Below are 26,552 nucleotides of genomic sequence, written 5' to 3' on the forward strand. Positions count from 1 at the left end.
CAAAGCCACCTGCGCTCGGTCTCTGCTTCCGAGTGCGGTCGCGCTGATGCTGTCGCCAGCTCGCGAGGGACCGTTCGGCAGGGTCATCGGCGGACCACCGTGGCCATCGGCCGGATTCTCGCGTGAAGCACCCAAGCTGGTCAGCGCGCTCCTTCCACGGGGTCAGGAGCCTTCGGTCAGCACGCCCCTCGCTCCGGCCCAGGGGCCTTCGGTCAGCACGCCACCCCGGTGCGACTTCGTTGAGGTACGCATGCCGGTCGAGCCCAGCCAAGAGTTGCTTCGGTGCCCGCCCGGGATCGCCCTGCCATCCCAGCCAGAGCGCGAGGGAGTGCTCGATCGGGTCAGATGAACCTTGCCGCGGCCACCTGCCGTGCTCGTGAACGAACCGACCTAGGTCGTCAGCTCGTACCTTCCAGCGCCCAGCTATCGCAGACTCCCGCTCCTGCTTTTGCGTGAGTCGAATCCTGAGAATCTCGGCGAAGAATGCCTCTCTGCTCGGTGTCCACAAGCCGCGGCCTCCGCTGCGCGCGCGATCCTGTCGTATGACCCACACGGCGAGGGCGCGCTCGGCCGCAACATCAGTGGACGGCAGCCGCGAGTTCTCTCGGAAGAACGCGACGTAGTCGTTGTACCGGCTCAGCCAATACTGCTCGCTTGACTCCAACGTTCGAGCATCGGACCACCAGGGGAAGTGCGCGTCGAGCTTGGCGATTTGCTCAGCCGTGGGTCCCGGTACCTTCTTCCGCTGCGTGCGCAACCACAACGCAAGTCGCCGCTCATCCAGAGAAGGTGAGTTCTCCTTCGGCCGACGGCCGTGCTCGCTCACGAACTGCGCGTAGGCACTGAAGGATGAGTCCCAGGCGCGCAGCAGGTGAGGTTGGCGACGTACCTCGCTCGACGCATCACGGTCACTGACCGATTCGACCATTGACCGTCACCCCCCTCCCGACACGCTGGTCACTCATACCCACATGCGCGGTCTAGCCACCCAGTGGGCTCCCGGCGCGTGCCACAGCCCATCCCTGAACTGTTCGATCGAGCACGGCCCGACGTTCACGCTGCGTCGGCCCAGCGTCTGAGCGGTGCAGCTTCAGCCGCTGCACCTTCCGCCATTCGGCAAGTCGGCGTTCCCCAGCCTCAGGCCCGGTTGGGGACGGCCATCGCTGATGGTGGGCAACGAAGCCGGCAAGCTCAGCGGCCTGGGCTTCCCAAGGGATCAGTCCTCGACCTTCCCATCCCGGCACGATCGCATCCAGGTGCTGTCGACGAGCTGCCGCCTGAGCGTTCGCGCCCTGCGCCACGTACGCTCGCTGCCTCAGTTGCCAATCCGCAAGCGACAATTCGTGAGGGTTGTTCGACCGAAAAGAAGGCCAGCGTCCATGCTCTCGGTGGAACTCGCGGAGAGCATCAGCGCGTTCCAGCCACGAGTCCCAGCGGACCGTCGACGCCCATCCTGGAGCCACCCGGTCAAGGTACTCGTGTCGCTCGGCCCCGCCGGCGCTTCGCGTCACATCCTTGGCTTCGGCGCGCTGATCCCGCAGCCACCGTGCTAGGGATCGTTCGGCAGGGTCATTGGCGTACTGCCGTGGCCGCCGGCCGTGGTCGCGCGTGAAGCACCCAAGCTCGTCAGCGCGCTCCTCCCACCGGCTAGCGCTCCACCCCGGCGCTACCTGGTCGAGGTACGCGCGCCGGTCCGACGTGCCGTACCGCGCCTCCTCCTTGCGGACCGACATGCGCTGGTTCTTTCGCCAGTGCGCGAGGGACTGTTCGGCGGGGTCATCAGAACGCTTCTGCGGCCACCGGCCGTGGTCTCGCTTGAACAGACCAAGCTCGTCGACGCGTCTCTTCCACTGATCGAGGCTTCTTCTACTTCCAAAGTGCGGCGCGCGCTCGCGCCACCCCGGTGCCGCTCTCTCCAGATAGGCGTGTCGGTCGAACCCATCAACGCCGACCTGCACGGCCCGGCTTGGATCGAGCTGAGTCCCTCGCCATCTGGCGAGGGACCGCTCACCTGGGTCGGCGGAGCGTACACGTGGCCACCTGCCGTTCTCACGGTTGAAGCGGCCAAGCTCGTCAGCACGCTCCCTCCAGCGAGCGTCCTGACGCAATGACGGATCGCGTCGAGGCATCTGATCCTCCTAGTGACGGACGTTAGGCGTGAATCTCAGTGTGGAGGTCGCCACGCCACCCCTGCGACACGGATGGACACACCTCGCCGTAGTCGAGAGAGAGACGTTCCATCCCTTTCGTCTCACATGCGCGGTCTAGTCCACGGACGCTTCCCGACGCTCGCCAGCCCACCCGGGCGCAACCTGGTCGAGATATGCGCGCCGGTCAAAGCCGTCCACGCTCGGGCACTCCATCCGGTTGCGCTGCTGCTCTCGCCAGCGAGCGAGGGACCGTTCGGCCGCGTCTTCGGCGTACTGTCCTGGCCACCGGCCGTGGTCGCGCGTGAAGCGCGCAAGCTCGTCAGCACGCTCCTTCCACCGGGCCGGGGACATTCGGGTGGCGCTCCACCCAGGCGCAACCTCGTCGAGGTACGCACGTCGATCAGCGACGCTCGGGGTTGAACGCCCGCCTTGAACGCGGTTGCGCTGCTGCTCTCGCCAGCGAGCGAGGGACCGTTCGGCAAGATCATCGGTGTCCACTCGTGGCCACCGGCCGTTCTCGCGCGTGAAGCGCCCAAGCTGATCAGCACGTGCTTTCCACCGGTCCGCGAGCATCAACCCTTCAAGGGCATCCTGAAAGAGCGCTTCTCGCCGTTCATCCCAGCGACCTTGTCCGCCCTTTCGTGCGGTTCGTTGGTTGGCGAGCCAAATCGCCAGAGGCCGCTCCTCTCCGGTGTGTCGCGGCAGCCGGCTGTGAGCGCGCGCGAATCGTTCGAGATCGCGAAGTCGCTTCACCCACAGCGCGTCGAGCGATTCGCTCGTCCTTCGGGAGGACCATCCTGGCGCGATCCGGTTGAGCTCGCGGATCTGATCTGTGCCCGCCGGCGCATGCAGTAGGCGCCGGCGCTGCGCACGTAACCAGAAGCCAAGCGATCTCTCCGACAGGTCATCGCCATACTCACTCGGCCATCGACCGTGATCGGTGACGAAAGTCTCGAACTCGTGCGCACTCTCCTCCCACGAGCGTCGAACGTGCTCGACTACCGTCCGGCCGTCCCACTCGGGCAGGTACACACGAATCTCCGCCACCCGCTCGTCAGAGAACGAGCTGACATTGCGCTTCAGCCACCCGGCGAGAGCGATTTCCTCGCTCACGCTAGTGCGTCGCGGTAGGCGTCCATGGGTACTCACGAACTGGACGAGCTCGCGATAGCGATGTCGCGCCACCCATCCAAGGCGGCCCTGTCTCCATCCGGGAGTCGCGTCGTCCAGAGCAGCGACCTGGGCTGGCGTAAGCGCCCCCGAGCGGCCCGCGCGCTGTTGCCTGTGGAGCCAGTTCGCGACCGAGCGCTCTTCCGCAGGCGTGCCGGCCGAGCGGCTGGGCCATTCGCCTGTCCGTGCAATGAATGCGACGGCCTCTCGCAACGACCGGTCCCACATTGACGCTCGGGAGCGGTCGGAGGGATTCTTCCGAAGCCACGCTTCGCGTCCCCCTTCCCAGCCCGGCACGGCACCATCCAATGCGTCGACCTGGGCTGGTGTCAAAGCTCCCGCCTTGTGCCGTCGTCTCTGCAGCGAGATCCACCTGGCGACAGCACGTTCTGCACCCGGTCGTTGCTTGCCGCTTGACGGCCAGGCGTGCTCTCTCTCTCGATGAACGTGGACGCGTCATGCAGCGCACGCGTCCACGACGGCGCGGGCAAGTCGAAGGTGCCGCCCGCCGCTCCCGCGTGCACTGTCACCAGAGACCCCCATCATCCGGATCGCTCACGACCTGCTCCAGGTAGTCGCCGGCGGCGTTCACGCCGCAGACCTGACAGCGGAGTGTGGCGATGTCGCTCGAGACCTCCCAGAGGTCTGACCCGAGATCGCCGGCAGACCACGCGACCGCTTCGAAGGTTCGCTTGTGCTCGTCGCTCATATGGTGAATGCACAGAGCGGTTTCGGCCATCGCGATACCCGTCAGAGAGACGAGGGCGTACATCGTGACGGGCGCGACCGCGACGTCGAACGTGCTCGGGAGTAGATCGCTCACCCTCCCTACATGCGCGGCGCCTCGGGTGGGACCGCGATCCGCAGGTGCATCGTCAGCCCGAGGCCCTCGACAATCTGGGTGAGGGTGACGAGCGCCGGGTAGGACTGGCCACGTTCGATCCGGCTGATCTTCCCCTGGGGCACGCCGCTCACCCGCTCCAGATCGCGCTGGGTGATGCCGAGGGCCTTCCGGCGTTCGGCGAGCAGCGCCCCGAGCGCGGCCCTGTCGGCGGCGATGAGGGTGGTGGGCGAGAAGTCCAGCTCGGTCATGGGATCTCCGTTGTCGTGGATCCCGAGGATAGTCGTAGCGGGTCACTACCGGCCCGCTCGCGCGTGATCGACGTCCTCCGGGGCTCACGGCCCGCAGACGCCAACGTCAGCCGCTCCAGTCGCGGCGGCGCGTCCGCCGCCTGTTCAGCGCCCGTCGACGGCAGCTGCGGCGACTGCACGGAGACGCTCGAGGAGGGTGCTCCCCGGCGGAAGATTCCGGAACGCGGCGAGGAGCTTGCTGTCGCTCGGAGCCGCGGCGGGCTGCGACAGGCTCTCGAGCGCTTCGCCGGCTTCCGCGGTCTCCTCCGGCTTCCACCGGAAGACAGCGTTCAAGGTGGAAAGGTCGCGGCGCCACGCGGCCGCAGCAGCCCGCGCATCCTCGTCGGGACGGTGCCCGTGAAGTTCGGCGAACAGCACGAGCACCGGGTTGGTGGACTCTGCGGCACGGGAGGTCGTCATGATGCCCACATGCGCGGTGTGATCAGCGCTGGTGCGCGAGCTCGACCCCGGAGCCGTCGTTGACCAGGATCAGCTCGCGACCATCCCACACCAGCCGTGCGGACGTGGGATGTCCGCGCAGGGTGAGCACGGTCACGCCGAACCGTTCCCGTGACCCGGCTGGTGGAACGTAGGAGGGGTACTGCAGGTCCTGCAGCTGGGGAACGGTCAACGTCACCCCGTACGTGCTTGCGGCGGCCGCGGCCCGCTCATCGTCCGTGAACGTCTGGCCGGCGACTGCGATCCCAAAGAGAGCGACCGCTGCAGCGGCGATGAAGGACACGATGGAGATCGACCGGAAGACAGGCACGCGAGCGGATGGAGTGCGCGGCCCGAACCACACGGCAACGAACATCCCCACCAACGCGAGGGGCGGCACCCCGTAGAACAGGGGCTGCACCCACCACGGGGTCAACACGACCGTCACTTCCGCCTGCCCCTGATGATCGCCCGGACCTTTCCCGCGACACCGAACAGGTCGGGGATGAAGGTCCACCAGCCCCACGTCGCCACGGCTGCAGCGACTGTTCGGGCGGGCTCGATCTCAACCCACCCGAACAGTGCGAGCACCGCGCACCCGATGATGATCGCGCCGGCGATGCGGGAGAGCAGGACGGTGATGTTCCAGACGACCCCGACAGCGACGCGAGCACGCTTCGGCAACCGTGAGAGGGCATGCAGGACCATGTCTCCTACATGCGCGGTGCCCGGCTCAGGCGATCCCGAGCCGGGCGATGTCCGCTCCCGTGGAAGCGATCCCCACGATGAGCGTGTCCCGGCGGGTGACGACACGCGGGTGACGCCTGAGCACCATGCCCGCCTCGAGCGGTGTTCGGTCCGCCTTCTTCCCGTTGCACGATGCGCATGCCGCGACCGTGTTCAGCCAGGTGTTCTGACCTCCCCGGCTGCGTGGGAGCACATGGTCGACGGTGGCAGCTGCCCGGCCGCAGTACGCGCACGAGTGGCCGTCACGTCGGATGACTCCACGGCGGCTCCATGGCTCCTCCGCCCACCGGTATGGGGCGCGGACCATCTCACGGAACTGCACCACCCGCGGCAGCGGGAGCTCAGCGCTGGCGGACTTGACCGTCATGCCGGGGACAGCGTCGACGATGACAGCTCGCTCACGCACCAGGTAGACGAGGGCGCGAGCGAGCGGAACTATGCCGAGGGGCTCGTAGGAGGCGTTGAGGACGACAACGCCAGGTGTTGCGCGCATCATGGCCTCCTTCGGTGTGTGCGTGCGTGAATGTGGGGTAGCGGAAGACATCCGTGTGAGGTGCCGGCCGGGCTCGAACCGGCGTTGACGGTGTTGCAGACCGTTGCCTTGCCTCTCAGCCACGACACCAGGTGATGCTCGTGCCCCGAGCAGGAATCGAACCCGCGCGCGCCGGGTAGAAGCCGGCTGCTCTGTCCGCTGAGCTATCGGGGCGTGGACGGTATGGCTCCCCCGCCTGGGATCGAACCAGGGCTGTCCGCTCCAAAGGCGGGCGTGCTCCCGCTACACCACGGGGGAATGGTGCGCTCGACAGGACTCGAACCTGCAATCTCCCGATCCGAAGTCGGGTGCCGTATCCATTGGGCTACGAACGCGTGGGCCCTCCGGGTCTCGATCCCGGGACCATCGAGGTAAAAGCTCGCTGCTCTGCCATCTGAGCTAAAGGCCCTTGCCGCGCCGTCCAGTGAGATTGCGCGGACTTCCCCACAGTCGTGCAGCGTTCCGCCCGATCGTGAAGATGTAGATCAGCAACGCGATGAAGAACACGATCGCAACACCGATCGGCGGCCCGGTGACGTGGGTGACGTTCGGGAAGATGAACTGCACGATGACTGACACCACAGTGACGATCGCGACCCAACGCCATTTCCGCCAGGTGGCCGGCTTCATCGGCATCATCATCATGATCGGGATCTGGCTCGCGAGCAGAGCTGTCGTCAGGCTGACGATGGTGATGTAGACGTCGTCGAGTTTCACGGGTGCCTCCTAGCTCGGACCATCCGAGCTCGTCGGGATGACACGATTCGAACGTGCGACTTCCCGCTCCCAAAGCGGGCGCTCTGCCAAGCTGAGCTACATCCCGGTGCGGTGTCTGTCACCGCCTCCCACCTACATGCGCGGTGCGCGCGAGCTGCCGGCGTGGCGCCGTGTGCAGGTGAGAGTTCGGGCGACCGGAGGGACTCGAACCCTCGAAGACCGGGTCCACAACCCAGCGCATTACCAGCTCTGCCACGGCCGCAGCTCCCAGGGCAGGAATCGAACCTGCGAACCCTCGATCCAGAGTCGAGGTGGCCGTGCCAGCAGACCGCCTGGGATCATCGCGATAACGCGAGAGTCGTCGAAGGTGGGCTCGAACCACCGACCTGCGGGTTATGAGTCCGCTGCTCTTCCACCTGAGCTATTCGACGTTGGTGCCCCCGCCGAGTCTCGACCTCGGACGCCCGCGGGCACAGCCGTTTGAGGGCTGCGTGTCTGCCGTTCCACCACGGGGGCTTGTGCCATTGACCTGGCGTTCCTGTGGCTTCCTCGCGGGCACGTCTGCCCGGTGAGGGTTCCACAGTCGGCGCGGAGCGGGTGGGATTCGAACCCACGAGGGATGGTTACCCCACGCCCTTAGCGGGGGCGCGCCTTCGGCCACTCAGCCACCGCTCCACAGGTGGTCCCGGAGGGGATCGAACCCCCGACATCCTCGGTGTAGGCGAGGCGCTCTCCCAGCTGAGCTACGGGACCAGGTGCGGTCAGGCTCGGCACCTGACCGCTTCCCGCGTTGATGCGGGCGTTCCGCCCCGGAGGGCGCGGACCGTGAGAGGCCCGGAGGTGCCGAAGCGTTCCCCTCCGGGCGTGACGGACCGGGCTCACCCGGGATCGTGGCCACTCCCCCGGGTGTGCGTGCCGCCGACAGGCATCGAACCTGCGACATCCGGTTTACAAGACCGGCGCTCTACCAGCTGAGCTACAGCGGCGTTCCGTCCTGGCCGTCGGGCGGCTCTCGCAGGACGTGGTCAGTTGCCGTGCACGGCTCCTGACCAATCGCTAGCCGCGCCCCTGCAGAGGATCGGCTTGCGACGTGGACCCTGCCGGGATCGAACCGGCGGCCTCCTGCGTGCGAGGCAGGCGCTCTACCAAGTGAGCTAAGGGCCCGTGTGACGGCCCGCCTGGGGAAGTGGGCCGTCACTTCTTTCATGCGCGGTGCCGTGCTGCTCTGGTGGAGATGGCGGGAATCGAACCCGCGTCCACGCTCCGTCTTCATGTTCTTCTCCGTGCGCAGCCCGGCTGGTTCCTTTCTCGACCCCTGCGTCCGCGTCGGGCGGCGTATCAGGCTGGTCTACCCGCGCTGGGGTTCGGGTGGCGCTGGCGCGGTGGCAGCATCCCCCTAGACCTGGGTGGCGACTGAGCCCCGCTGGCCCTGGTCATCCTGGGCGGGGCTCAGGCTCACGCAGCGAGGGCGTGGGCGGAGCGAGAAGCGTCGGCGTCTCTGGGTGCGAGGTGTGATTTACGAGGTCGCCGCGCAACCCTCGGCACGCTTCACCATGAAGCAATCGGAGCATGTCGAAACCGATCATCCCCGTGCGATCGACGTTCGGGCATCCTTTCGGTGGTTGCCCTGGCGTCGTCCGAGCCGTTCCTGGGAGTCGAACCCAGCTGCTCCGACCTACCAAGTCGGTGCTCGCCCACGCGAGCATGAACGGCAGGGCGGACGCAGGCGGGGAATTGCACCAGACCCGTGGGTCTCCGCTGGACACAGCGGCCGCCGGCTCCCCTCTCGGGTGCGCCCAGTCCACAGCCCGTTCGCGTTTCGAGGAGGGCAAGCACCTCGCAGGCTCTTTGGTTCCCTCGCCGGGCCGAGTACCTGATCTCTGGGCGCTCCCACGGCTGGATTCGAACCAGCACCCATCTCGTTAACAGCGAGCCGCACTGCCAGTTGTGCTTCGTGGGATCAACTGCCCGTCCGGGCATGGTCGCCGACCGAGGAATTGAACCTCGGACCTCCGCCTTATCAGGGCGGCGCTCTGACCATCTGAGCTAGTCGACGCGGTGCTACTTCGGGTAGACGCCGAGCAGCCGCAGCGGAACCTCGGCGGGTTCCCGTGCCCGACCAGGGGGTCGAACCCTGAACCTCCGGACCCTGAATCCGGCGCCTCTACCAGTTGGGCTAGTCGGGCGTGGCGGTGGAAGCGGGGATCGAACCCGCACGCCCCGCTGAAGGGGCCTTCTGTTTTCAAGACAGCTGCCGTCGCCGGCCTTCGGCTGGTCCCACCACTGTGCGTGCAATCGCACGGTCATGCACGCGACGCCGGTTGGCGTTTCGCCCCATCAGGGCTCATCAGGCGTGCTTCGTCATGATCTGGAGCGGATGACGGGCCTCGAACCCGCTACCTGGAGTTTGGAAGACTCCCGCCCGTCCACATGGGCCTCATCCGCGTGTGAGCTTTGTCTGCTCGAGCGGCCCCGACCGGACTTGAACCGGCGACCTCCCGGCTGACAACCGGGTGCTCTGACCATCTGAGCTACGGGGTCGAATGCTGGCTGCGCTGTCGCAGCTCTTCGCTCGGACGATGCGCATCGCCCGTGGTGCACCCCCTCGAGTTCGAACCGAGGACCCACCGGTTAAGAGCCGGTTGCTCTACCTGCTGAGCTAGAGGTGCAGGGTGGGAGTGGCGGGACTCGAACCCGCGATGTCAGATGACGGCGGATTTACAGTCCGCGGCGATGGCCGCTACGCGACACTCCCAGACCTGCATCGTGAGATGCAGGCTCGGCGTGGGGATGGCGCCCCACGCCTCATCACCACCCCCTTTCGGTGGGTGGTGGACGTCTTCCGCTGTTGTCTTGTGAGTGGGCGTTCGCCCGTCGTGCACCTTCGGCTGCGCCGTGGTGTCGCACGTGCGACAGGGGTCGAACCTGCAACCGCCGGTTTTGGAGACCGGTGCTCTTCCAGTTGAGCTACGCACGTATGAAGTTGTTCTCGGAGAAACAAGAAGCCCACCGTCCCGGCGGGGTTCGGTGGGCTGCGTGTACGCGGTTTCATCCGCTACATGTAGTCCACCTGGATCAGCTGCTTGTGCCCACCGTTCAGCACGGGAAGGTGTGACGGGCTCGTGAGCGCAGCGTCGACGGCGATGGGCGTCCGATACGCCGATCCCCAGCCGGTGTTGCGCTGATTCATCAGTGGTCCTCTCATCCTTCGATCCGTCCGGAGCGAAGCCTTTCAGGATACACAGTGGTGCCGACATTGCAAGGCACCGCTGTCGTGGTGCGGTCCTGCCCCGTGTGCCCAGGAGCAGGACCGCCTCACACCACCTACATGCGCGGTCCGTCACGATGTGGCATTCAGCCGCCCCGCGTCCCCCGCCTCATCGAACAACCAGGTCTCAATCCCCGCCCGGGCCGCCAGTCTCGCGGTCATCATCGAGCCCGCCGACTGTGCGATCACGAACACCAGGCACAGGTCAGCTCCGAGCTCCACCATCTGGGCGTTACGCCGGAAGCCCGCCGCCCTGCACCGAGCGAGACCCCGATGCCACTCCGGGCACCGCTCGGTGTGGGTCCCCCAGTCCGCGGGATGCCGTTCTGTGGGGACGCCGCGCGCGGTCCCCCACCGGTCCGCGATCGAATCGGCGCCCTGAGGGCACGCGCCGTGGACAAGGGTCACCTCACCCAGCTGCGCGAGCGCACCGTCGAGGCGCCAGAAGATCGCTGCCTCATCAGTCCACGCTCGAGAGCCCGCCACGAGAAGTCGTGTTCGCACCCTTCCTACATGCGCGGTGCGGCAGGCCCTCCGTGACGTTCAAGCCAGGCGTCAACGAGTTCGTCCCAACGCTCCGGGTCGCTGTTCCACGTGAGCGTGTGCCCGGCGGTGAACTCCTCCAACTGCACGTGAGCGTTCCGTGCTGCGAGCTCACGAGAGGCACCGATCGGAGCGGACCAGTCAGCGCTTCCATGCAGGATGAGGGTCGGGGTGACGAGCTCCTTCGCACGCGAGATCCAGTCGAGTGAGTCCAAGGAGATCGGCTGCGTCAGCCCGATCAATCGCGCGAGGGGGCGCCGCTGTAGCCACGGTTCGGCGGCCGTCAGGGCCTGTGCGGGTAGATGCGCGTGGCGGAGGTTCGCGCGGATCGCTGCCCTCCAGTCGATGATCGGGGACTCCAGAACGAGCGCTCCGACGAGCCCTGCGCCGCTGGGATCGTGCGCGGCTCGAAGGCAGATCGCTGCACCCATAGACCAGCCGAACAGCACCACACGGGTGGCGCCGGACTCGCGGGCGTACGCGATTGCGGAGACCATATCGGATGTCTCGCCGACACCGAGCGTGGAGCGCCCACCTCGGGTTCGTGGTCCGCCTGTACCGTTGCGGTAGGTGACCACCAGGGACGTCATGTGCTGCTTCTGCGCGGCGAGCACTCCGCGGAGCGTCCCCTCTCGGCCGGACCCGAGACCGTGAACGTGGATCGCCCACACTCCGGAGGGGCTACTGGGGCTGATCAACCATGCAGGCGCCGCACCTGCCGGGGTGGGGATGCTGACGTCGCGGGCCGCTAAACCCGCCGCCCGCGGGCTCTCGAACATGACGCCGCTCCACGACGCTCGCCGGGCCTCGTTGAGCGCGCTGGCGTCCGTGGGGTTGATCGCCCATCCGTTCCGGTCCGCGCCGCTGAAGGGTGCGCGGGCACCGACCGGAACGATGCGCTCCGCGGCACCTGCCGGCGCGGCGAGCCTGAGGCTGTAATGCCCGTCCGGGGTTGGTGCATCGGCGCCGTCGACCAGGACCATCGGGGCACCGTCGCTCGAGCGGACAACCCCGAGCAGCCGCAGCGGGTACCGCCGAGCGAAGGACGCGGCGGTTATCCGTCGAGCAACGTACGCCCCGCCGGCCGCGAGGAGGACGCCGGCGGTGACGATGATCCCCGCGAGAGCTTTCACGTCGCTGGCCTGACCGTCCGGGCGCGGGGCGCGCGGACCCGGTCCCCCGCGAGAAGGTGTGCTTCTGCGCGGTCGATGATCGTGGCTGCTCGCTCGTCCAGAGCGAACTCTGATCGAGGGTCGATTGTCGCGTCGCGAATCTCCACGACCTGGCGGTGCAGGAGCTGCTCCGGGTTCTCCGCCTGCCGGGTGATCGACCCCAGGCGTGTGGCTGTCGGGCGCTGCGCCGCGGCAGCCTCCCATGACGGGGTGAGCAGCTTGATGTAGCGCTTGGTGACCTGCAGGCGGGCAGTGTTCCGTGTCCATCTGGCCGCCGGCGGCAGGGCGAGCCCGAAGCACAGAAGCGCGATCGCCCCGACGTAAGACGGCCCGTAGAACAGGCGCATGACGTTCATCAGGGCGAGGTCTCCGGTGACGTGCGCGAGGTCCATGGTGATGACGACCGCGCACGCGATGATCGCGAGTCCGCTGCCGGCAGCGAGGGACGTGACGGACGCCCGAAGGGAGCCGGTCGCGCTGCGCTGCTGGTCCAGGCATATCCAGCCCATCGCTCCGACGACGACCCCGTAGTAGACGTACTGCAGGATCGAGTACACGGCGGCTGCCGGCTGCGAGCCGAAGTCGAGCATGAACTGGGTCGACGTGTGGGCGTGGTCGACGAGCATGAACGAGATGACCACTCCGGCGAGGGCGACGGTGAGTACTCCCCGTCCGAGCGCGAGGCGGGTCACGATGTTGCTGAAGTCGTACGCGGCGGTGACGCCGCGGCCGAGGAAGAAGATGCCGACCATGAGGGCGATGTTCGCGAGAAGGTCGCCCCAGTTCGTGCCACCGAGGAAGCGGTCGAACGGCACGTAGAGCGTGTCGATGTTGAGGGTCATCGACAGGGCGATCGCGACGGCGGAGTAAGTGACGGTGCGTGAGGAACGGCGCCGCCGGAAGAACAGCAGGATGATGACGAGCGCCCACATCAAGGCGGCCGCCACGATCGCTGTCAACCGAAGACTTCCAGGAAGCGGGACTTCCGCATGCTCGACTGCCGGATGCCGGCGGCGAGGATGTCCGCGAGGTGTTCTGCAGCGACCTCGATGTCGCTGTCGATCTCGTGCCGCGCGAGCATCTTGGTCACCGTTTCCGGCGGGATGTCGGGGAGCAGCGAGGTCGCGGCGGTCGCTTCCTCGAGCTGATCGTGGTGGAGGACCATGTGCGCGAGCTCGTGGAGGATGAACTGCTGGCGGTGCAGCTGGGATTCGCTGCGCGCGTGGAGGACGATGTCCTCCGACTCGGTCACCAGCCAGAGCGCGCAGACGCCGTCGGTCTGTCCGAGCTCGCTGAGCTCGACGATGCGCAGGGGTCGCTCTCGGGTTGTCTGGACGGCGCCGATCAGCTCATCGAACGTGAACCGGTCGCCGAGACCGAGATCAGCGATCGCCGCGGCGACGTCGTGCGGGTCGGTCATCCCGAGAATCATTCCTACTAGTTGCCAGCGGGTGTCGCGCGTGCACACCCACACGACTCTCCCCGTCGTCAACGTCGACCGGCGTCCTCGTCCAGGAATCTGCTGATCGCTGCCAACGCCTCTGGTGAGATGTCCCCGAGGGTCCTCGCGGCGTACGACTTTACCTTGGCTTTCCGCATCGCGCGTACCAGGTCGAGCTGCGCTTGCACCTGTGGTGGGAGCGAGCCGGTCTCCGCGGCGGTGAGGAACTCAGGGTCGACCTTGAAGAAGTCGGCGAGGGCGGCAAGGATCTCTGGTTCCTCGACGTGGCGGTGGCCGTTGATCATGTACGACCATCGTGCGCGCCCAAGGCTGAGCCCTCGACTTTCGACGAACGCGGCGATGTCCTTGTAGGTCGGTTCAGTTCCGGTCGCGGCGATCTCGGCGTCGATGAGCAGCCGGAGCCGCTTCGCGAGCGCGTCGGCCGCGTCGGCCTTGTCCTGTGGGTCCATGTGAACTCCTGATCGCGACGGGTGCCCCCTCCCGCCTGTCCCGGCGGTTGCGGACGCCGTTTTAGACATGTCCAACGTAGCGTGGTAGACATGTCCAACGCAAGCCGTTAGACATGTCCAACGCGCATCCCGGGGGAAAGGGAACCGATGCCAGCACACACCGACGTGGACCGTCACCTCGATCACGAGCCGCAACCGAACACAGCGCTCGCGACCATCACCGAGATCGGCGTCAGCCGAACAGCAGGCGACGACACCGCCGAAGGTGTCCGCGGCATCGCCGACGTCGACCTCCTCGCCGCAACACGGCAGAACGACCCGGACGCGTTCGGAGAACTCTGGCGCCGGCACTACAGCGCCGGCGTCGCGGCCGCCCGGCGGATCAGCGCAGACCTCGACGCTGAGGACCTCACCCAAGAGTCCTTCGCATCCATCTACACCGCACTCCTCCGCGGGCACGGCCCAACATCCGCCTTCCGCGCCTACCTCATCGCGACGATCCGCAACACGGCGGCCGCATGGGCGCGAGCTCGACGCGAGGACGCGGACGACCAGCTCGACCTCAAGGTCGACCCACGCCCGGCCGAGAAGGGAACCTCCGATGAGAGCGAGCTCGCGCTCACCGCCTTCGCCTCGCTCCCCCAACGCTGGCAGGACGTCCTGTGGCTCACGGAAGTCGAAGGCATCCGCCCTGCCGTCATCGCATCACGAATGGGGATGACCGCCGCCGGAGTAGCGCAACTGGCCTTCCGAGCTCGAGAAGGCCTCCGCCAAGCGTGGATTCAAGCCCACCTCACCACCCTCCCCGCCGCGTCGGACTGCCGCTGGGCAGTGTCCCGCCTCGGCGTGTTCATTCGCGGCAACTGCTCACCCCGCGACCAGGCGAAGACCGAGACCCACATCGCCGTGTGCGGCGTCTGCTCAACGGTGGCAACCGAAGCGCGCGAAGCGGTGCCCCTCAGACGGCTCGCCTAGTCGGCGATCCGCCGAACATGGACGCCGGCGGCGCTCACCTCGAGCAGGACGACGTTCATCGGCTGCCGGTCGCACCCGAGCGACACGACCGTCCTTCCGTCACTCGTCTTCCCGATCCCCGGCGCGTGCATGTGCCCGTGGAAGAGCACGTCAGGGCGCAGCGCATCCCACACCTCGGACACGCGAGCTCGTGACGCGGCTGACGCGAGAAGCGCTGCGCGCGGGAAACCGTGCGGGTTCGATGCGAGGACCGCGGCAACCGCCGCGACGGGAGTCGACTCCGGAGACTCGTGGGTGATCATGATCGCCACGTCACCGGCGTGAACGGCGCGGGACACCATGTCGTCCGTGATCTCCTCATCGGGCCACCAGCTGTCACCCTCAACACGCCACTGACGGTCGACGGATGACGCCCCACCGAGCGACAGGGCAGGAAGGCCGGCGACAGTGAACACGTACGGTCGTGGGAGCACCCAGACCCGCTCGGAGAGAAGCGCCGGCTGTCCATCCGTGATCAGCGGCGTGAGCTCAGCCCACGGCTCGTGGTTCCCCAATGTGACGATCACCCGTTCGATCCCGGCGTCCGCGCACGCGGCGTCAACGCTGGCGAGGAAAGACGGGGAAGGCCAGAAGTCACCCGCGTGGAGGATGTCCCGCACCTGAGGGTCCGCGATCGCGATCCGCGCGATCGCCTGCGTCGCCCAGGCCGCGTTCCCATGCCAATCTCCCGCGACCGCCACGGTCGGCCCAGCGAGCGTCAGTCGGTCAGCGCGCATGTTCCATCCAAGGCAGGGCCTGATGCCAGGCGTTCGAGTAGTCATTCCGCCCGAGCCGGAACACATCGAACCGCGGCGCGAGCGACGCGCCCGCGTACAGAAGGCTCAGATGGATGCGGTGCACGCTCGCATCCGAACCGTCGATCAGGCGGCCGTTCGTGAGGTGGATGACCACCCAGTCACCGACTTCCGCCGCGGTCTCTCCCCCGATGCGCACACGCTCGGTGATCTGAACGATCGAGCCGACCGGCGGCCAATGCTCCGGTCGCGTGGAACCCTTACCGACACCCACCGTGAGTCTCCACTGTCGAAGCGACGACGCTCGTGACCCGGCGCCGGGACGAGCCCGCCATCAGAGCAGCCCGAGGCGCGCTGCGAACTCGTCGGGCGAGATGACCTCGACGCCGAGTTCGGTGGCCTTCGCGAGCTTCGACCCGGCACCATCGCCAGCGACGAGGAGGCCAGTGTTCTTCGACACGGAGCCCGACGACTTCCCGCCGTGGCGCTCGATGAGCTCGTTCATCTCGTTCCGGCCGTACGCCTCCAGCGCGGTGCCCTTGGTGGAGCCCGTGACGACGACGGAGAGCCCGGTGAGGGTCGCGGAGCCCGCGTGCTCGTCGTCCTCGATCTCGCTGGTGACGCCCATGTCGATGAGCGCGCGGATCACGTGCTGGTTGCGGCGGATACCGTCGAGAATGACCCTGGCGCGCTCCGGCCCAATGCCGTCGACGGCGAGCAGGTCAGCCTCGGAGGCCGCGAGCAGTGCGCCCAGCGACCGGAAGTGCGCGGCGAGGCGACGACCGAACGTGCGACCAGTCAGGCGGATGCCGAGCGCAGTGATGACGCGGTTCAGCGGCTGGGAGCGCGCAACGTCGATCTGGTCGACAAGCTTGCGCGCCGTGACCGTCCCGAGGCGGCGGACACTGCCCGTGCTGGTGAACCCCATGTCGAGGTCGGCGAGCACATCCACGTCGAGAGTGAATAGGTCGCTCACGTTGTCGACGATGTTCTCCGAAGCGAGCGCGTCCGCGATCTCGCCCCCGAGCCCGTCGATGTCCAGCACGTCCCGGGACGCCGCGTAGCGGATGAGCGCACCGACCGAGTCGGCGGGGTTGGTGGAGGTGAGGAACTTCCCACGCTCGACGTACGGGAACCCGTCTGCGTCCTCGGTCGGCGCGACCCACGGGACGGTGCTCTCGTCGTTGGTCACCGACAGCACCTGGGGGATGATGTCGTTAGCCTTGTAGACCACGGCCTTCGAGCCGATGCGGATGTCCTTCTCGGCGATGAGCGACGTGTTGTGCAGCGACGCTCGACTGATCGTGGAACCGTCGACGAGCACCGGGTCGAAGACGGCGGTGAAGGAGAGGTTGCCGGTGCGTCCGACCTCCACGATGATGTCGCGGATGGTGGTCTCCCCCGTCTGCGCCTCGTACTTGAAGGCGACTGCCCACTTCGGTGCGCGAGACCCCTCACCGAGCCGTTCCCGCACCGCGGCGGACGCGGCCTTGATCACGATTCCGTCCGTCGGGTAGAGGTAGTCGGCGCGCTGGGCACCGAAGTCCTCAACGCGCGAGAGCACACCGGACTCGCCGTCTCCGGGAAGGGTGCTGTCCGTGATGAACGTGCCTGAGCCAGGAAGATCGTCCGCGAAGATGAACCCGGCAAGGCCGCCGGTCTCCTCCATCGCATGCTGAGTGCCGATCGTGTGGTCGTAGGTGACGAACGTCAGCTGCACGTCGTACTCGAGGGTCTCCGCGCGGACGGACCCGGCGGTCGCGTTCCGCGGGTTCGCGAACCCCGGCTTACCTGCGGCGATCCGGTTCCGGTTGCTGACCTCGAAGTCGTCACGGCTCATCAGCAGTTCGCCACGCACCTCGAACGCGACCGGAGCGGAAGTGCCAAGCTGCCGGGGAAGGCCCGTGATCGTGACGTTGTCGCGCAGGATGCGCTCGGTGACGTCCTCCCCGGTACGCCCGTCACCGCGGGTGACGACCTGAATGAGGTGCGCATCGTCATACACAGCGCGGATCGCCATCCCGTCCAGCTTCGGCTGGACGCTCACTCGAGTGGCCCATCCGGCATCCGCCAGACGCTCGAGGAACTTGCGGATGCCGTCCTCGTCGGTGACCTTCTCCAGACTGAGCATCGGGCTCGGGTGTGCAACATCGCCACCGGCCGAGACGCCCGCTGCGACCTGCGTGAACAGGCCGTGGTCGCGAACCTGCTCGGGGTGATCAGCCTCGTGCTGCGAAATCTCGCCGAGGAGCTCGTCGTACTCGCTGTCGGTCATCAGCAGGTCGGTGCCCGCGTAATACGCGGCGGCCGCGGACTGCGCGCGGGTGATTGCGGCTTCGTAGTGGAACAGGTTCGTCATGCTACTCACATGCGCGGTCTTGCGACCTCCGCCAGCCCTCCACCCATTCCGGTATGTGATCTGGGCAGTACTTCGCCTGCCTGCCCAGGAACCAGCCCGCACCGCCAGCCTTGATGTGACCCCAGTAGTGATCAGGGAACGAGGCATCGCAGTCCGGTTCCGCACAGACCGCGCGAGGGACCTGGTAGGTCATGATCGCTCCACCCTATGTGTTGCAGTCTGGTTCCGACCGCGACGAGTCACCAGCACGATCCGGTCAGTCGAACTCCACCAGGAACGCGAGTTTCACCTGCATCGGGTCCCACACGATCGCCTCATGGTTGCGCACACCACCAGTGCCCGGCTTCACGTTGATCGAGTCGTAGCTCTGGCCGCGTGCGTCCTTGGACGAGCGGGCGAGCGCGGGGATCCGGGGGCTGTACTGGGCGCCCGGACGGTACTCGTTACCCATCGCCGTCTCGGTCAGGAACATGAACGTCGAGCCGGCACGTGAACCGCCCCAGAAGCCCGTCGAGTAGTTCAGAGACTTCGTCGACGAGCGCGACAGGTAGACGCCGTCACCGAACATGCGCCCTGCGATGTGAATGCCCGAGCCCTTCACCGGGGGAACGTACAGTCCCCGCGCGAGGATCGAGAGGACATTGGCCGCCCCCGTCCCATGCCAGTAGCGGTGCACGTTACCGACGCGGGCGGCGGTCGCTGCGATCTCGTCACCGTGACGTCGGTCCTCGAGGGCGAACACGCGGGCGATGCGGCGGGAGGCCGACAGATGGAATGACTGTTTCGTGTCCTCATAGCGGGCGGTGACCATCGTGAACTCCGCCGATGCCGGGTCAACCACTCGAACCCGGTACCGGAACACATCGGGTACCGTGCCCTCCGAACCTCCCGCCTGTGCAGCTGCAGCAGCATCGGCGTAGCGGACGGTGGCATCCAGGGCATCAAGGAGCGCGTACTGCTTCTCCGCCGACGTCAGCTGGGTGATCCAGTTGGAAGCCCACCCGCGACCGGCTCGAACGGGCACCTGCTGCGGCACATGGCGCAGGAACGACTCGGTGAGAGTGGCGCGGTCACGGTCCGTGGGCGCCTCAACCAGTTCGCCGAGGAGCGCACGGGCACGCGTCAGCGACGCGGCGGACACGGCGCCGAGAGGGGTGGTCACCTTGCCGGCAAGGTCGACGCTGATCATGCCGCCCGACGCTTCCAGGATCTGGTGCTTGTTCGCGCTCACCAGACGCTCGATCAGACCGGTGAGAATCGGGTCCGAGGAGCCGTCAGCGAGGACGGAGGCCGCCGCCTTCAGACGCGCGGATGACGCGGACGCGGCACCCTTCTCGGGCGCGACAACGTCGACCCGGGAATAGCCGCGTCCGAGCTTTTGCGTGACGATGCTGTCGTACGCGCTCCGCCCTCCACTGCTGACGGACACCTGCCCGTCGGCTCCAACGCGGCCCCAGTTCTTCCGAACGGTGCCGTCTGCGTATAACGTCGCGCGGTAGAACTTGTTGGAGTTCACGTCGCTCGTGACGTTCACGAGATACGTCTCGTCGACGACCGGCGCGGTCGGGGTCTGTGCAGGGCTCATGCTCCCCACATGCGCGGCGCGTCAGCCGCGGATGCTGACCGGGACGCCGAACTCGGCCGCCACCGCGCGCACCCGCGGCACGGCGACCCGCTCGAAGATCCCACCGTCATCGTTGGTGACCAGCACTGCGCGACGGCTGCCGTTGTCCGCGGCGTTGAGCTCGCAGACAGCGTCGAAGGTGGTCGCCGCGCCCGCGAACGGGTCGAGTACGACCGCTTCCGGCTTGTTGCCACTCACCGCCAGCAGGATGTCGCGGATCAGGGCGACCGACTTCGGGTAGGGGAACGTGTTCTCGCCGATCAGCTCCCGCAACCGGGCGGTGCCGCGTGCGGTGTGATGTTCCTTCCGCGCCCAGATGGTGGGGATGTCGGCGGAGGTGGGGCGGTGGGAGCGGAGGATGAGCGCGCCGGCATCGTCCCGCCCGAGGACGTCGATCTCGCCCGACTCCACCCGTTTCGTTGCGCCGGCGGGGAGGTACTTCACGCTGAACTGATTCGGGTTGCCAGGCATCCGCGTCGGGTCGGCTTTGATGTGCCCACGTTCGATCGCGGCGAGGATCGCGTCGCGCGAGAGCCGCCACGAGCATTCCCGGCCGTGACGGGTGATCGGCCACACAGCGGCGGAACCAGCCGGCGCCGTCGTTTCGCTGAAACGGTAGGCCGTGGCGTCCTCGAGCTCTCCCCGGTCGAGGAGATCCTGCAGCGAATCCCCTACCCCGACCACAGCTCGGGTCTTCCGGTCGACGTAGACGGGGTAGACCTGGTTCGGCCAGCGGCCCTTCGGGGCGGTCGAGAGCGCCAACCCCTCCCAGGGCTGCCGCGGTTCCGACTGCGCCAGCGCCCACGGCAGCGGTGCGGGGCGGAAACCCGCTGGAAGGGCGAGCAGGAGGTATTCGGCGACCTGCCTGACCCCACCCGCGCTCTTGCCGCCGGACACTTCAACGGTGACCATGTGCACGCGGTGTCGCGTGAACGTCCGCTGGATGAGGCTTGCGAGCTCGTGCACCTGCTGGGCTCCGATCGACGCCGCTACGACACCGTCGTCGGCGAGCATCCCGCGGAGGAAGATGAGCCGCTCACGCATGAACTCGCCCCAGTCGTCACGGTCGTCGTCGTACATCCATTCGCGCTTGCCGGTGTTGTACGGCGGGTCGAGGTAGATGACGTCGACAGGTGGCAGTTCACCCGCGATCCGTGGGAGCACCTCGAGGTTCTCCCCGCAGATGAGCGTGTGCGTGGCGGGTGCGGCGAGCCGGGCAGGGCTGTGCTCGAGGAGGGGAACATGGTCCATGCACACCATGTGTGCGGCGAGCCCCGAATGCTGCACCGCGCGTTGTCACGGTCGCGGCGGTCGCGCTCTTGAACGGTCACTTTCGCAGCGCCGCACCCCGCCGGCGTGCGGCGCGCGCCTTCTCCCGAGCGGCCTGTGGTGCGTCGACGCTGACGTCGACGAGGTCCTGCCCACGGTCGGTAGACCAGGTTCGTTCCAAGCCGGCGAGGGCGTGACCGCTCGCTCGCCCGGCCCTCTCATCCGCCCAGCCGTTCAGGCGATGTCCGAGGTGACCGCGCACGTGAACGAACGCGATATCCGGGAGCCCGGCGAGAGCGCGCTCGCGTTTCACGGCGAGGAGCTCTTGGAGGATCGGCTGGTTCTTCGTCGGCGCCCCAGTGGACGTCGTCCACCCGCGCCGTTCGTGCGCGTCAATCCAGGTGCAGTAGGAGTCGATCGCGTATCTGGAGTCCGCGACGATCGTGAGCTCCGCGACAGTCGCATGGTCACGGATGGCGTAGAGGACGGCGAGCAGCTCGCCGACGTTGTTCGTGCCTTCCAACACCGAGCCGGCAGCCCAGCGACCGTCCTCCCCCACCCATGCCCACCCGGTCGGCCCGGGGTTGCGTTTCGCCGACCCGTCTGTGGCGATGATGTAGGGGGAGCTCAGCACCCTTCCCACATGCGCGGTGGCGTCAGGGGCCCGTGCTCGCGAGGCTGGTCGGATGCTGCGCGTCCGCAGCGGCCTGGGCTTGCTCCCACTCGTACACGCGGATCAGGGACGTGATGTTCACAGCCTTGTCGCTCGAGGGCGCTGCACCGATCAGGTCCGCTTTCAGCCCCGCGATCGCTGCCGCGTAGTCACCGGACGCTGCAGCCTGCTGGACTGTCGGAGGCGGGGTGTAGAGCGGCTGGGATGTCGCCGTCGGCACGGGCGTGCCTGCGGGTGCTGGCGCCGGTGTCGCCAGGATGCCCGACGCGGTGACGCCGACCGTCGCGCCGGCGACCACAGCGACGGTTGCGATGCCGATGATGACGAAGGTGCGAAGTCTCATGGTGCCGTCCAGATTCCCGAGTCGTTGGTGACAGAGTTGGCGCTCTTGGCTGAGGTGGTGGAGTTGTAGCACCACAGCTGCGCGTTCGCTTCAAACCGCTGGCCGCTCCAGATGTTCTTGCTCTGGTTGATGCCGCCGGAGACGTTGTAGGTGTTCGAGATTCGCCACGCTGGGGGTGAGACGTACCATCCAGTCAGGCCGGCGCGGGGCTGCCCGCTCGCCCACGCGAAGTCCCAGCTCGCCTCGACGAGGTTGCCGTACCGGCCGGTGAAGCTGCGGCAGGTCACGGCCGGTGTGAAGTAGGCGATGTTCGCGTACGTCGAGTCGCGAACCATCGTCCACCCGACCCACTTCGGGTCCTGCACCGGCTCGTCGCGGACAGAGTTCGTGGCAACGCTGGCGCTGCGACGCGTGGTCGCCAGATTGATGCACGCCGCGGAGGTCTGGTAGGTGATCTTCACACCGTCGTAGCTGTAGAACGTGAACGCCGAGGCGTTGGCGTCGGTTGCCTTGTTGAACCACGAGAACGTCCACGCGTTGTCCATGTACTGGTCCGTGAACTTCATCGACGTTCCCGGGCCGCACGTGCCGGTGGCCACGTCGGTGAAGGTCACCGTGTTGTAGGAGGACCCCGTCGACAGAGACTGGGTGACGGTCGGAGCCTGCGGCGGGTCGATAGCTCGGATGAAGGACACCGCGGCCGAGTCCGCACTCCACGGGCTGGACGCCTGAGACGTGGCGCAGATCGCGCGCACCTTCACCTGATAGTCGTACCCCTGCTGGGCCGTGTTGCGGGTTAGGGTCGCGGCAGTGGTGGTTGCGCTCCACGCACCCCAGGTCGCGGGCCCGTCCCGGTATTGCGCGACGGAGTAGGAGAGAGTCGCGCCGCTCGCGCAGCTCGCACCCGTCCATGACCACACGGCGGCGTCCGGCGCCGAACCGTTCACGGTGACCGTAGGTGTCGCGGGAGTCGTCACAGGGGACGTGACCGTCGCGACGTTCGAGGCGACAGCCGCAGACGATGTGCTCGAGTTGACGCACCGCGCTTCCGCCGAGAACGAGTACAGTGCACCCTCACCGAGCGCAGCCGTCAGGGTGGTCCCTGTGCCCCACGCGGAGAACGCCGACCAGGTGCCGGCGGTCGCTGTCTGCGTGGATGAGGCTCGGAGATGGTACTGCGCGGTGGAGCCTGCCTGGCAGGTGACCGCGGCGACTGTGCCGACACCACTGGACCCGTTGAGGGATGCGGTCACGACCGGGACCGTCGGCGTCGGCGGGATCGTGTACGGCGTGGTCTGGGTTGCCCGCATGCTCGTCTGACCGAACACGCGGACGGGGCTGGTGCCGATCGGCTGGTTCAGCGTGCCCGTCAAGGTCACGAACCCGATGCCGCTGTACCCCCAGTCCTGAGTGCTCACACCGGCGGGCTGGATCGTGTAGTCAGGTGCGGCGGCGACACCGCTCGTGAAGGTGATCGTGCGCCCCGCGGCGTTCTGGTAGGCGAACGAGGCGGACGGGAAGCCCGTGAGCTGTGTGGTCTGGGTGGAGACGATCGTCGACGTGCACGACCCGGTCGAGAACGTCGACGTCGCGACCTGCAGGGTGAAACTGCCATCCGGCGCCTTCGTCAGGCTCCACACGTTCTTCACACACACGGTGGGTGCCCCACCGGTCGGCGCGAGATAGTAGGCGTCGCGCGCTGAAGGCTGATCGTAGGTCGTCAACTGCGTCTGGTCGACGGCGGTGATCGCGGTCGCGTTGTGCACGTCCTGCTTGAACGACTCGCTCATGGAGGACAGCTGGGCGTTGCGGAAGAACACGTCGATGACGTTGCCGCCCGTGCGAAGCATCCCCAACGCGGCGAAGCCGATCACGCCGATGATGATGGGGGTGATGATGACGGCCGCGGCCGTCAGGTACGCGTTGCCGCGGATGTCTTTCCTGAGCCGCTTCAATTGATGCCTCCCATGGTCATCGACGTCGGGATCCAGATTGCGAGGACGGGTACGCCCGTCTCGGTGTCGAAGTCGTACTGCGCGGCCGTTCCGTTCGTCCATGCGAGGCCGGTCGCCCCCGCCAACTGGAGCACGGAGGTTGCGGTCTGCGTGAAGGAGATGCGGCCGGTCGAGGTGAACTTCAACGTCAGGGTGATGTTGCTTCCGGAGCAGCTCAGGCCGGTGATCGCTGTCGTCCCGGAGACCGCGTTGTTCGCTGCGTACGGGAACGGGCTGTAGCCCGCCGAGCCGGCCGCGGTGATCAGTGACTGGAGGGAGGCGACACCGTTCTGGTTCACCTGAGTGACGGCAACGTTGACCGTCGAGCGGATGGAGACTTCGGCGGCCCGCTGAGCCTGGTTCCGCAGCTCCACGGACTGCGCGGAGAAGATCGACGCGGTGATGCCGGAGATGATGGCGATCGCGAGGACGACGAACGCCATGACGACCATCGCGCCGCCGCGCTCGTCGCGGCGCAGCCCGTGCAGACGGATCATGGCTGCACCGCCGTCGGGATCACGTAGAACGACACGGTGACGTTTGATGGGTTCGCGTCATCGGTGAACACGGCCGCTCGAGGGGACGCGCAGCTGTTCGTGGGGACGGTGATGTTCACGTACCGGTAGCCGCCGCTTGTGAGTGACGAGGGCGCGGTCCCCTGCGAGATGATCGTGTTGGTGGTCGCGCACATCACACCGACCCCGACCACGCTGCCGGAGCTCTGGATCCCGATCTGAATGTTCGAGGTCCCCGTGGGAAGGTTCGCCGTTCCCGTCCACGGGGTGATGGTGGTCGGGATGGAGTTCGCGAACAGCTGGTGCGGGGTGTCCTGAGTCCCGGTGGTCCACGTGCTGCTCTCGTTGACCCCGAGGCCGTAGAGACCGCCGCCGACCGTCATCAGGAGCGTCGACTGGGAGCCGAGGGACACCTGCGTGTAGGTCGCGCTCAGGGAGGTGAGCTTCGTGAACGCCGGCACGGTGCCACCGATTGCGCCCACCCCGAGCGCACCGTTGAGGTTGTAGCCGGCGAAGTAGACGTTGCCTGCCGTGTCGATGATCGCCCCGGCCGTCGAGCCGAGCTCGATCTGGGCGGCCTTGAACGCGATCGGTACGAGGGTCGGTGTCGCCACGGGGTCCTGGTTGATGCCGAGCATGCGGCTGGGGTTGTTCCCCCATCCGTAGACCTGGCCCGAGGCGTTCATCACCATGGTGGTGTTCAGGCCCGCAGCGATCTGCGTGAACGTTCCCGTCAGCGCCTGGACAGGCGTCACCTGCTTCGTGGTGGTGCCAGGCAGTTGGCCCCAGGTCCACACGGTGCCGTCGGAGGCGAGCGCAACCACATGCGACGTGCCGACCGCGAGCGTGGTGAACGGCCTCGGCTCGGTGAGCTGGAGTGTGCTCGTCGAGGCGGCGGTGACTCCCTCGCCCAGCTGGTTCGTGCTGTTGTTGCCGGCCGCCCAGACGTTCCCTGCGAGGTCGAGGGCGTACGTGACGTCGGAGCCCGCGTAGACGGCCTTGAACGGCCCAGCGGCGATCTTCTTCGGGGTCGCGTTCGTTGTGGTGGCGCCCTGACCGAGCGCTCCGAGGGTGCTCGTGCCCCACGTCCACAGTGCGCCACTGCTGTCGAGCGCAGCCCAGTGGGTGAAGCCGGCGGCGACCTGCGTGAAGGTCTGCGCCGAACCCACCTGGACCGGCGTGTACGTCGGCGCCTTCGTACCCCACGTCCACATCTGGCCGTTGCGCTGCAGGGCGATCGGCGCCTGGTAGCTGACGGACATGCCCGTGAACACCGGGCTCGAGGTGCCGGTGACCGCCGTCCCCGCAGTTGCCTGCGTGATCGTGGGGGCGATGTCGGTGATGGGGAGCGCTGCGACATCCGATGCGCTGACACAGTTGCTTGGCGTTGTCGAGCATGTCGAGGTCGCGTAGAACGTGGTGCCGGTGAACCGGCCCGCGCTGATGGTGACTTTCTTGGCGCTGGAGCCGGTGACAGCTGCGATCGTCTGGGTCGCGGATACCGTCTTCCCGGCGACGCTGACGGAGATGGTGGAGCTTGCCGGCAGCGCGCCGAGCGCGTCGTAGCCGGTGGCGGCGGTGCGGGTGGCCTGTTCGGAGATGGCGGAGGTGAGAGCCGCGTTGACCTGCGAGACGCCGAGCGTCTGGAAGGCCGCGCTGATCGCGTACGTGATGCCAGTGCTGAGCACCGCGAAGATCACGACGGACGCGATCGTGAGGAACGGGGCTGCGCCCCTTTCGTCGCGGCGGAACTTCCGCTTCATCTCACTCCTTCTCAGGTGGAGGCCACCCGCATCGGGTGGTGCGTGTCAGCTGACGGTGGCCGGCGCGGTCAGCCCTGTCGGTAGGGTGCCGGCGGCGGTGACCGCGAGTGCGATGGTCGTGCCGGAGCCGATCTTGCCGCCGTTGATAGACGCGAAGTACTTCCCGCTCGCCGACTGCGTCACGACGACGTAGTCGGAGTTGTTGATCGAGATGCCGACCTTCACGCCGGTGGACTGCTGGATGGTGACGCCGGTGGCGGCCGTGTTCAGCGCCGAGATGGAGGCGAGGGGGCGGCCGGTCTGGGTGATCGAGCTGGCCTGCGCCATCTTGACCTGGTCGATGTCGTTCTGGGCGGCACCGTCCTGAGCTGCTCCGATCCACCCGGGAACCTGCGCGATGCCGAAGCCTGCGGTGACGATTCCGAGGACCACGCCGCCGAGGACGAGGAAGGGGTTTGCCATGG

At 67.3% G+C, this 26,552-nt stretch carries 26 protein-coding genes, 23 tRNA genes, 1 other RNA gene and 1 pseudogene; 1 reads left to right on the forward strand and 50 read right to left on the reverse strand.

Annotated elements, in window-relative coordinates; translation table 11 throughout:
* Window positions 1–2,264 precede the first annotated feature (2,264 nt).
* The 39 genes and pseudogenes from FFS51_RS11645 to FFS51_RS11820 all read right to left on the reverse strand — a co-directional run bounded on the left by FFS51_RS11645 (window position 2,265) and on the right by FFS51_RS11820 (window position 13,779).
* The gene (locus FFS51_RS11645; RefSeq protein ID WP_137878434.1) at window positions 2,265–3,263 is read right to left on the reverse strand and encodes a helicase associated domain-containing protein; all 999 of its coding nucleotides are present in this window, start codon (window positions 3,261–3,263) and stop codon (window positions 2,265–2,267) included.
* 105 nt (window positions 3,264–3,368) lie between these two features.
* Window positions 3,369–3,548 (reverse strand): annotated as a pseudogene (locus FFS51_RS15025) (helicase associated domain-containing protein); the annotation flags it as partial.
* 298 nt (window positions 3,549–3,846) lie between these two features.
* Window positions 3,847–4,143: a hypothetical protein gene (locus FFS51_RS11650; RefSeq protein ID WP_137878435.1), complete on the reverse strand. Its 297-nt coding sequence runs from the start codon at window positions 4,141–4,143 to the stop codon at window positions 3,847–3,849.
* A gap of 5 nt (window positions 4,144–4,148) precedes the next feature.
* Window positions 4,149–4,412 (reverse strand): helix-turn-helix domain-containing protein, encoded by a 264-nt coding sequence (locus FFS51_RS11655; protein WP_137878436.1) that lies wholly within the window; start codon window positions 4,410–4,412, stop codon window positions 4,149–4,151.
* Window positions 4,413–4,556: 144 nt separating this feature from the next.
* Complete coding sequence (locus FFS51_RS11660; protein ID WP_137878437.1) at window positions 4,557–4,871, reverse strand: hypothetical protein; 315 nt, start codon at window positions 4,869–4,871, stop codon at window positions 4,557–4,559.
* Between the two features lie 22 nt (window positions 4,872–4,893).
* Window positions 4,894–5,337: a hypothetical protein gene (locus tag FFS51_RS11665; RefSeq protein WP_137878438.1), complete on the reverse strand. Its 444-nt coding sequence runs from the start codon at window positions 5,335–5,337 to the stop codon at window positions 4,894–4,896.
* Window positions 5,334–5,597, reverse strand: a complete 264-nt coding sequence (locus FFS51_RS11670) for a hypothetical protein (protein ID WP_137878439.1) — start codon at window positions 5,595–5,597, stop codon at window positions 5,334–5,336. The genes FFS51_RS11665 and FFS51_RS11670 overlap by 4 nt, the downstream gene beginning before the upstream one ends.
* A 25-nt stretch (window positions 5,598–5,622) precedes the next feature.
* Window positions 5,623–6,129 (reverse strand): HNH endonuclease, encoded by a 507-nt coding sequence (locus FFS51_RS11675; protein WP_137878440.1) that lies wholly within the window; start codon window positions 6,127–6,129, stop codon window positions 5,623–5,625.
* 58 nt (window positions 6,130–6,187) lie between these two features.
* Window positions 6,188–6,258 (reverse strand) — tRNA-Cys (locus FFS51_RS11680).
* Between the two features lie 12 nt (window positions 6,259–6,270).
* Window positions 6,271–6,342 (reverse strand) — tRNA-Arg (locus FFS51_RS11685).
* 10 nt (window positions 6,343–6,352) lie between these two features.
* Window positions 6,353–6,426: transfer RNA gene (locus tag FFS51_RS11690), tRNA-Gln, on the reverse strand.
* Window position 6,427: 1 nt separating this feature from the next.
* A tRNA-Arg gene (locus FFS51_RS11695) sits at window positions 6,428–6,503 on the reverse strand.
* A 1-nt stretch (window position 6,504) separates the two neighbouring features.
* Window positions 6,505–6,577: transfer RNA gene (locus FFS51_RS11700), tRNA-Lys, on the reverse strand.
* Entirely contained in the window at window positions 6,568–6,885 is a 318-nt protein-coding gene (locus FFS51_RS11705; protein ID WP_137878441.1) for a hypothetical protein, read from the reverse strand. Before FFS51_RS11705 ends, FFS51_RS11700 begins: the two co-directional genes overlap by 10 nt.
* A gap of 32 nt (window positions 6,886–6,917) precedes the next feature.
* Window positions 6,918–6,991 (reverse strand) — tRNA-Pro (locus FFS51_RS11710).
* 83 nt (window positions 6,992–7,074) lie between these two features.
* Window positions 7,075–7,147 (reverse strand) — tRNA-His (locus FFS51_RS11715).
* Between the two features lie 2 nt (window positions 7,148–7,149).
* A tRNA-Gln gene (locus FFS51_RS14715) sits at window positions 7,150–7,223 on the reverse strand.
* A 20-nt stretch (window positions 7,224–7,243) separates the two neighbouring features.
* Window positions 7,244–7,316, reverse strand: a tRNA-Ile gene (locus tag FFS51_RS11720).
* Window position 7,317: 1 nt separating this feature from the next.
* A tRNA-Leu gene (locus FFS51_RS11725) sits at window positions 7,318–7,401 on the reverse strand.
* 73 nt (window positions 7,402–7,474) lie between these two features.
* Window positions 7,475–7,560 (reverse strand) — tRNA-Ser (locus tag FFS51_RS11730).
* Window positions 7,561–7,565: 5 nt separating this feature from the next.
* A tRNA-Val gene (locus FFS51_RS11735) sits at window positions 7,566–7,638 on the reverse strand.
* Between the two features lie 160 nt (window positions 7,639–7,798).
* Window positions 7,799–7,871 (reverse strand) — tRNA-Thr (locus FFS51_RS11740).
* 105 nt (window positions 7,872–7,976) lie between these two features.
* Window positions 7,977–8,049: transfer RNA gene (locus FFS51_RS11745), tRNA-Ala, on the reverse strand.
* Window positions 8,050–8,111: 62 nt separating this feature from the next.
* Window positions 8,112–8,475, reverse strand: a transfer-messenger RNA (tmRNA) gene (gene ssrA, locus FFS51_RS11750).
* 297 nt (window positions 8,476–8,772) lie between these two features.
* Window positions 8,773–8,845: transfer RNA gene (locus tag FFS51_RS11755), tRNA-Asn, on the reverse strand.
* A 19-nt stretch (window positions 8,846–8,864) separates the two neighbouring features.
* Window positions 8,865–8,941, reverse strand: a tRNA-Ile gene (locus FFS51_RS11760).
* Window positions 8,942–8,997: 56 nt separating this feature from the next.
* Window positions 8,998–9,071: transfer RNA gene (locus FFS51_RS11765), tRNA-Leu, on the reverse strand.
* A 1-nt stretch (window position 9,072) separates the two neighbouring features.
* Window positions 9,073–9,167 (reverse strand) — tRNA-Ser (locus tag FFS51_RS11770).
* Window positions 9,168–9,254: 87 nt separating this feature from the next.
* Window positions 9,255–9,330 (reverse strand) — tRNA-Gly (locus tag FFS51_RS11775).
* Window positions 9,331–9,352: 22 nt separating this feature from the next.
* Window positions 9,353–9,426: transfer RNA gene (locus tag FFS51_RS11780), tRNA-Asp, on the reverse strand.
* 52 nt (window positions 9,427–9,478) lie between these two features.
* A tRNA-Lys gene (locus tag FFS51_RS11785) sits at window positions 9,479–9,554 on the reverse strand.
* A gap of 4 nt (window positions 9,555–9,558) precedes the next feature.
* Window positions 9,559–9,640, reverse strand: a tRNA-Tyr gene (locus FFS51_RS11790).
* A 149-nt stretch (window positions 9,641–9,789) separates the two neighbouring features.
* Window positions 9,790–9,862 (reverse strand) — tRNA-Trp (locus FFS51_RS11795).
* Between the two features lie 78 nt (window positions 9,863–9,940).
* Window positions 9,941–10,075, reverse strand: a complete 135-nt coding sequence (locus tag FFS51_RS14960; protein ID WP_283205737.1) for a hypothetical protein — start codon at window positions 10,073–10,075, stop codon at window positions 9,941–9,943.
* A 150-nt stretch (window positions 10,076–10,225) separates the two neighbouring features.
* Window positions 10,226–10,657 (reverse strand): DUF2493 domain-containing protein, encoded by a 432-nt coding sequence (locus FFS51_RS15030; protein WP_137878442.1) that lies wholly within the window; start codon window positions 10,655–10,657, stop codon window positions 10,226–10,228.
* A gap of 5 nt (window positions 10,658–10,662) precedes the next feature.
* The gene (locus tag FFS51_RS11805; RefSeq protein ID WP_137878443.1) at window positions 10,663–11,829 is read right to left on the reverse strand and encodes an alpha/beta hydrolase family protein; all 1,167 of its coding nucleotides are present in this window, start codon (window positions 11,827–11,829) and stop codon (window positions 10,663–10,665) included.
* Entirely contained in the window at window positions 11,826–12,815 is a 990-nt protein-coding gene (locus FFS51_RS11810; RefSeq protein WP_137878444.1) for a hypothetical protein, read from the reverse strand. Before FFS51_RS11810 ends, FFS51_RS11805 begins: the two co-directional genes overlap by 4 nt.
* 8 nt (window positions 12,816–12,823) lie before the next feature.
* Entirely contained in the window at window positions 12,824–13,288 is a 465-nt protein-coding gene (locus FFS51_RS11815; RefSeq protein WP_137878445.1) for an ImmA/IrrE family metallo-endopeptidase, read from the reverse strand.
* 68 nt (window positions 13,289–13,356) lie between these two features.
* Window positions 13,357–13,779 carry a hypothetical protein gene (locus FFS51_RS11820; RefSeq protein WP_137878446.1) on the reverse strand — a complete coding sequence of 141 codons (423 nt, stop codon included), beginning with the start codon at window positions 13,777–13,779 and terminating at the stop codon, window positions 13,357–13,359.
* Window positions 13,780–13,926: 147 nt separating this feature from the next.
* Here FFS51_RS11820 and FFS51_RS11825 point away from each other — a divergent pair, with 147 nt between their 5' ends.
* On the forward strand, window positions 13,927–14,754 hold the full coding sequence (locus tag FFS51_RS11825) for a sigma-70 family RNA polymerase sigma factor (RefSeq protein ID WP_137878447.1): 828 nt from the start codon (window positions 13,927–13,929) through the stop codon (window positions 14,752–14,754).
* Here the strand turns inward: FFS51_RS11825 and FFS51_RS11830 are convergent.
* The 11 genes from FFS51_RS11830 to FFS51_RS11875 form a co-directional block, all read right to left on the reverse strand.
* A complete protein-coding gene (locus FFS51_RS11830) occupies window positions 14,751–15,530 on the reverse strand; it encodes a metallophosphoesterase (RefSeq protein WP_171006175.1) in 780 nt (259 codons plus the stop codon). The genes FFS51_RS11825 and FFS51_RS11830 overlap by 4 nt on opposite strands.
* Window positions 15,520–15,822 (reverse strand): hypothetical protein, encoded by a 303-nt coding sequence (locus FFS51_RS14720; RefSeq protein WP_171006176.1) that lies wholly within the window; start codon window positions 15,820–15,822, stop codon window positions 15,520–15,522. The genes FFS51_RS11830 and FFS51_RS14720 overlap by 11 nt, the downstream gene beginning before the upstream one ends.
* A gap of 60 nt (window positions 15,823–15,882) precedes the next feature.
* Complete coding sequence (ligA, locus tag FFS51_RS11835; protein WP_137878449.1) at window positions 15,883–17,907, reverse strand: NAD-dependent DNA ligase LigA; 2,025 nt, start codon at window positions 17,905–17,907, stop codon at window positions 15,883–15,885.
* Between the two features lie 256 nt (window positions 17,908–18,163).
* Window positions 18,164–19,492 (reverse strand): WGR domain-containing protein, encoded by a 1,329-nt coding sequence (locus FFS51_RS11840; RefSeq protein ID WP_137878450.1) that lies wholly within the window; start codon window positions 19,490–19,492, stop codon window positions 18,164–18,166.
* A gap of 21 nt (window positions 19,493–19,513) precedes the next feature.
* The gene (locus FFS51_RS11845) at window positions 19,514–20,782 is read right to left on the reverse strand and encodes a DNA methyltransferase (RefSeq protein WP_171006177.1); all 1,269 of its coding nucleotides are present in this window, start codon (window positions 20,780–20,782) and stop codon (window positions 19,514–19,516) included.
* A 76-nt stretch (window positions 20,783–20,858) separates the two neighbouring features.
* Window positions 20,859–21,434 (reverse strand): ribonuclease H family protein, encoded by a 576-nt coding sequence (locus FFS51_RS11850; protein ID WP_137878452.1) that lies wholly within the window; start codon window positions 21,432–21,434, stop codon window positions 20,859–20,861.
* Window positions 21,435–21,456: 22 nt separating this feature from the next.
* A complete protein-coding gene (locus FFS51_RS11855) occupies window positions 21,457–21,816 on the reverse strand; it encodes a hypothetical protein (protein ID WP_137878453.1) in 360 nt (119 codons plus the stop codon).
* Window positions 21,813–23,771: a hypothetical protein gene (locus tag FFS51_RS11860; protein WP_137878454.1), complete on the reverse strand. Its 1,959-nt coding sequence runs from the start codon at window positions 23,769–23,771 to the stop codon at window positions 21,813–21,815. Before FFS51_RS11860 ends, FFS51_RS11855 begins: the two co-directional genes overlap by 4 nt.
* A complete protein-coding gene (locus FFS51_RS11865) occupies window positions 23,768–24,307 on the reverse strand; it encodes a hypothetical protein (protein WP_137878455.1) in 540 nt (179 codons plus the stop codon). The genes FFS51_RS11860 and FFS51_RS11865 overlap by 4 nt, the downstream gene beginning before the upstream one ends.
* Window positions 24,304–26,088: an RCC1 domain-containing protein gene (locus FFS51_RS11870; protein ID WP_137878456.1), complete on the reverse strand. Its 1,785-nt coding sequence runs from the start codon at window positions 26,086–26,088 to the stop codon at window positions 24,304–24,306. The genes FFS51_RS11865 and FFS51_RS11870 overlap by 4 nt, the downstream gene beginning before the upstream one ends.
* Before the next feature lie 45 nt (window positions 26,089–26,133).
* Window positions 26,134–26,550, reverse strand: coding sequence for a hypothetical protein (locus FFS51_RS11875; RefSeq protein ID WP_137878457.1), 417 nt, complete (start codon window positions 26,548–26,550; stop codon window positions 26,134–26,136).
* Window positions 26,551–26,552: the final 2 nt, after the last annotated feature.

This window comes from Microbacterium sp. 4NA327F11 (assembly GCF_005503465.1).
Lineage (GTDB): Bacteria > Actinomycetota > Actinomycetes > Actinomycetales > Microbacteriaceae > Microbacterium > Microbacterium ginsengisoli.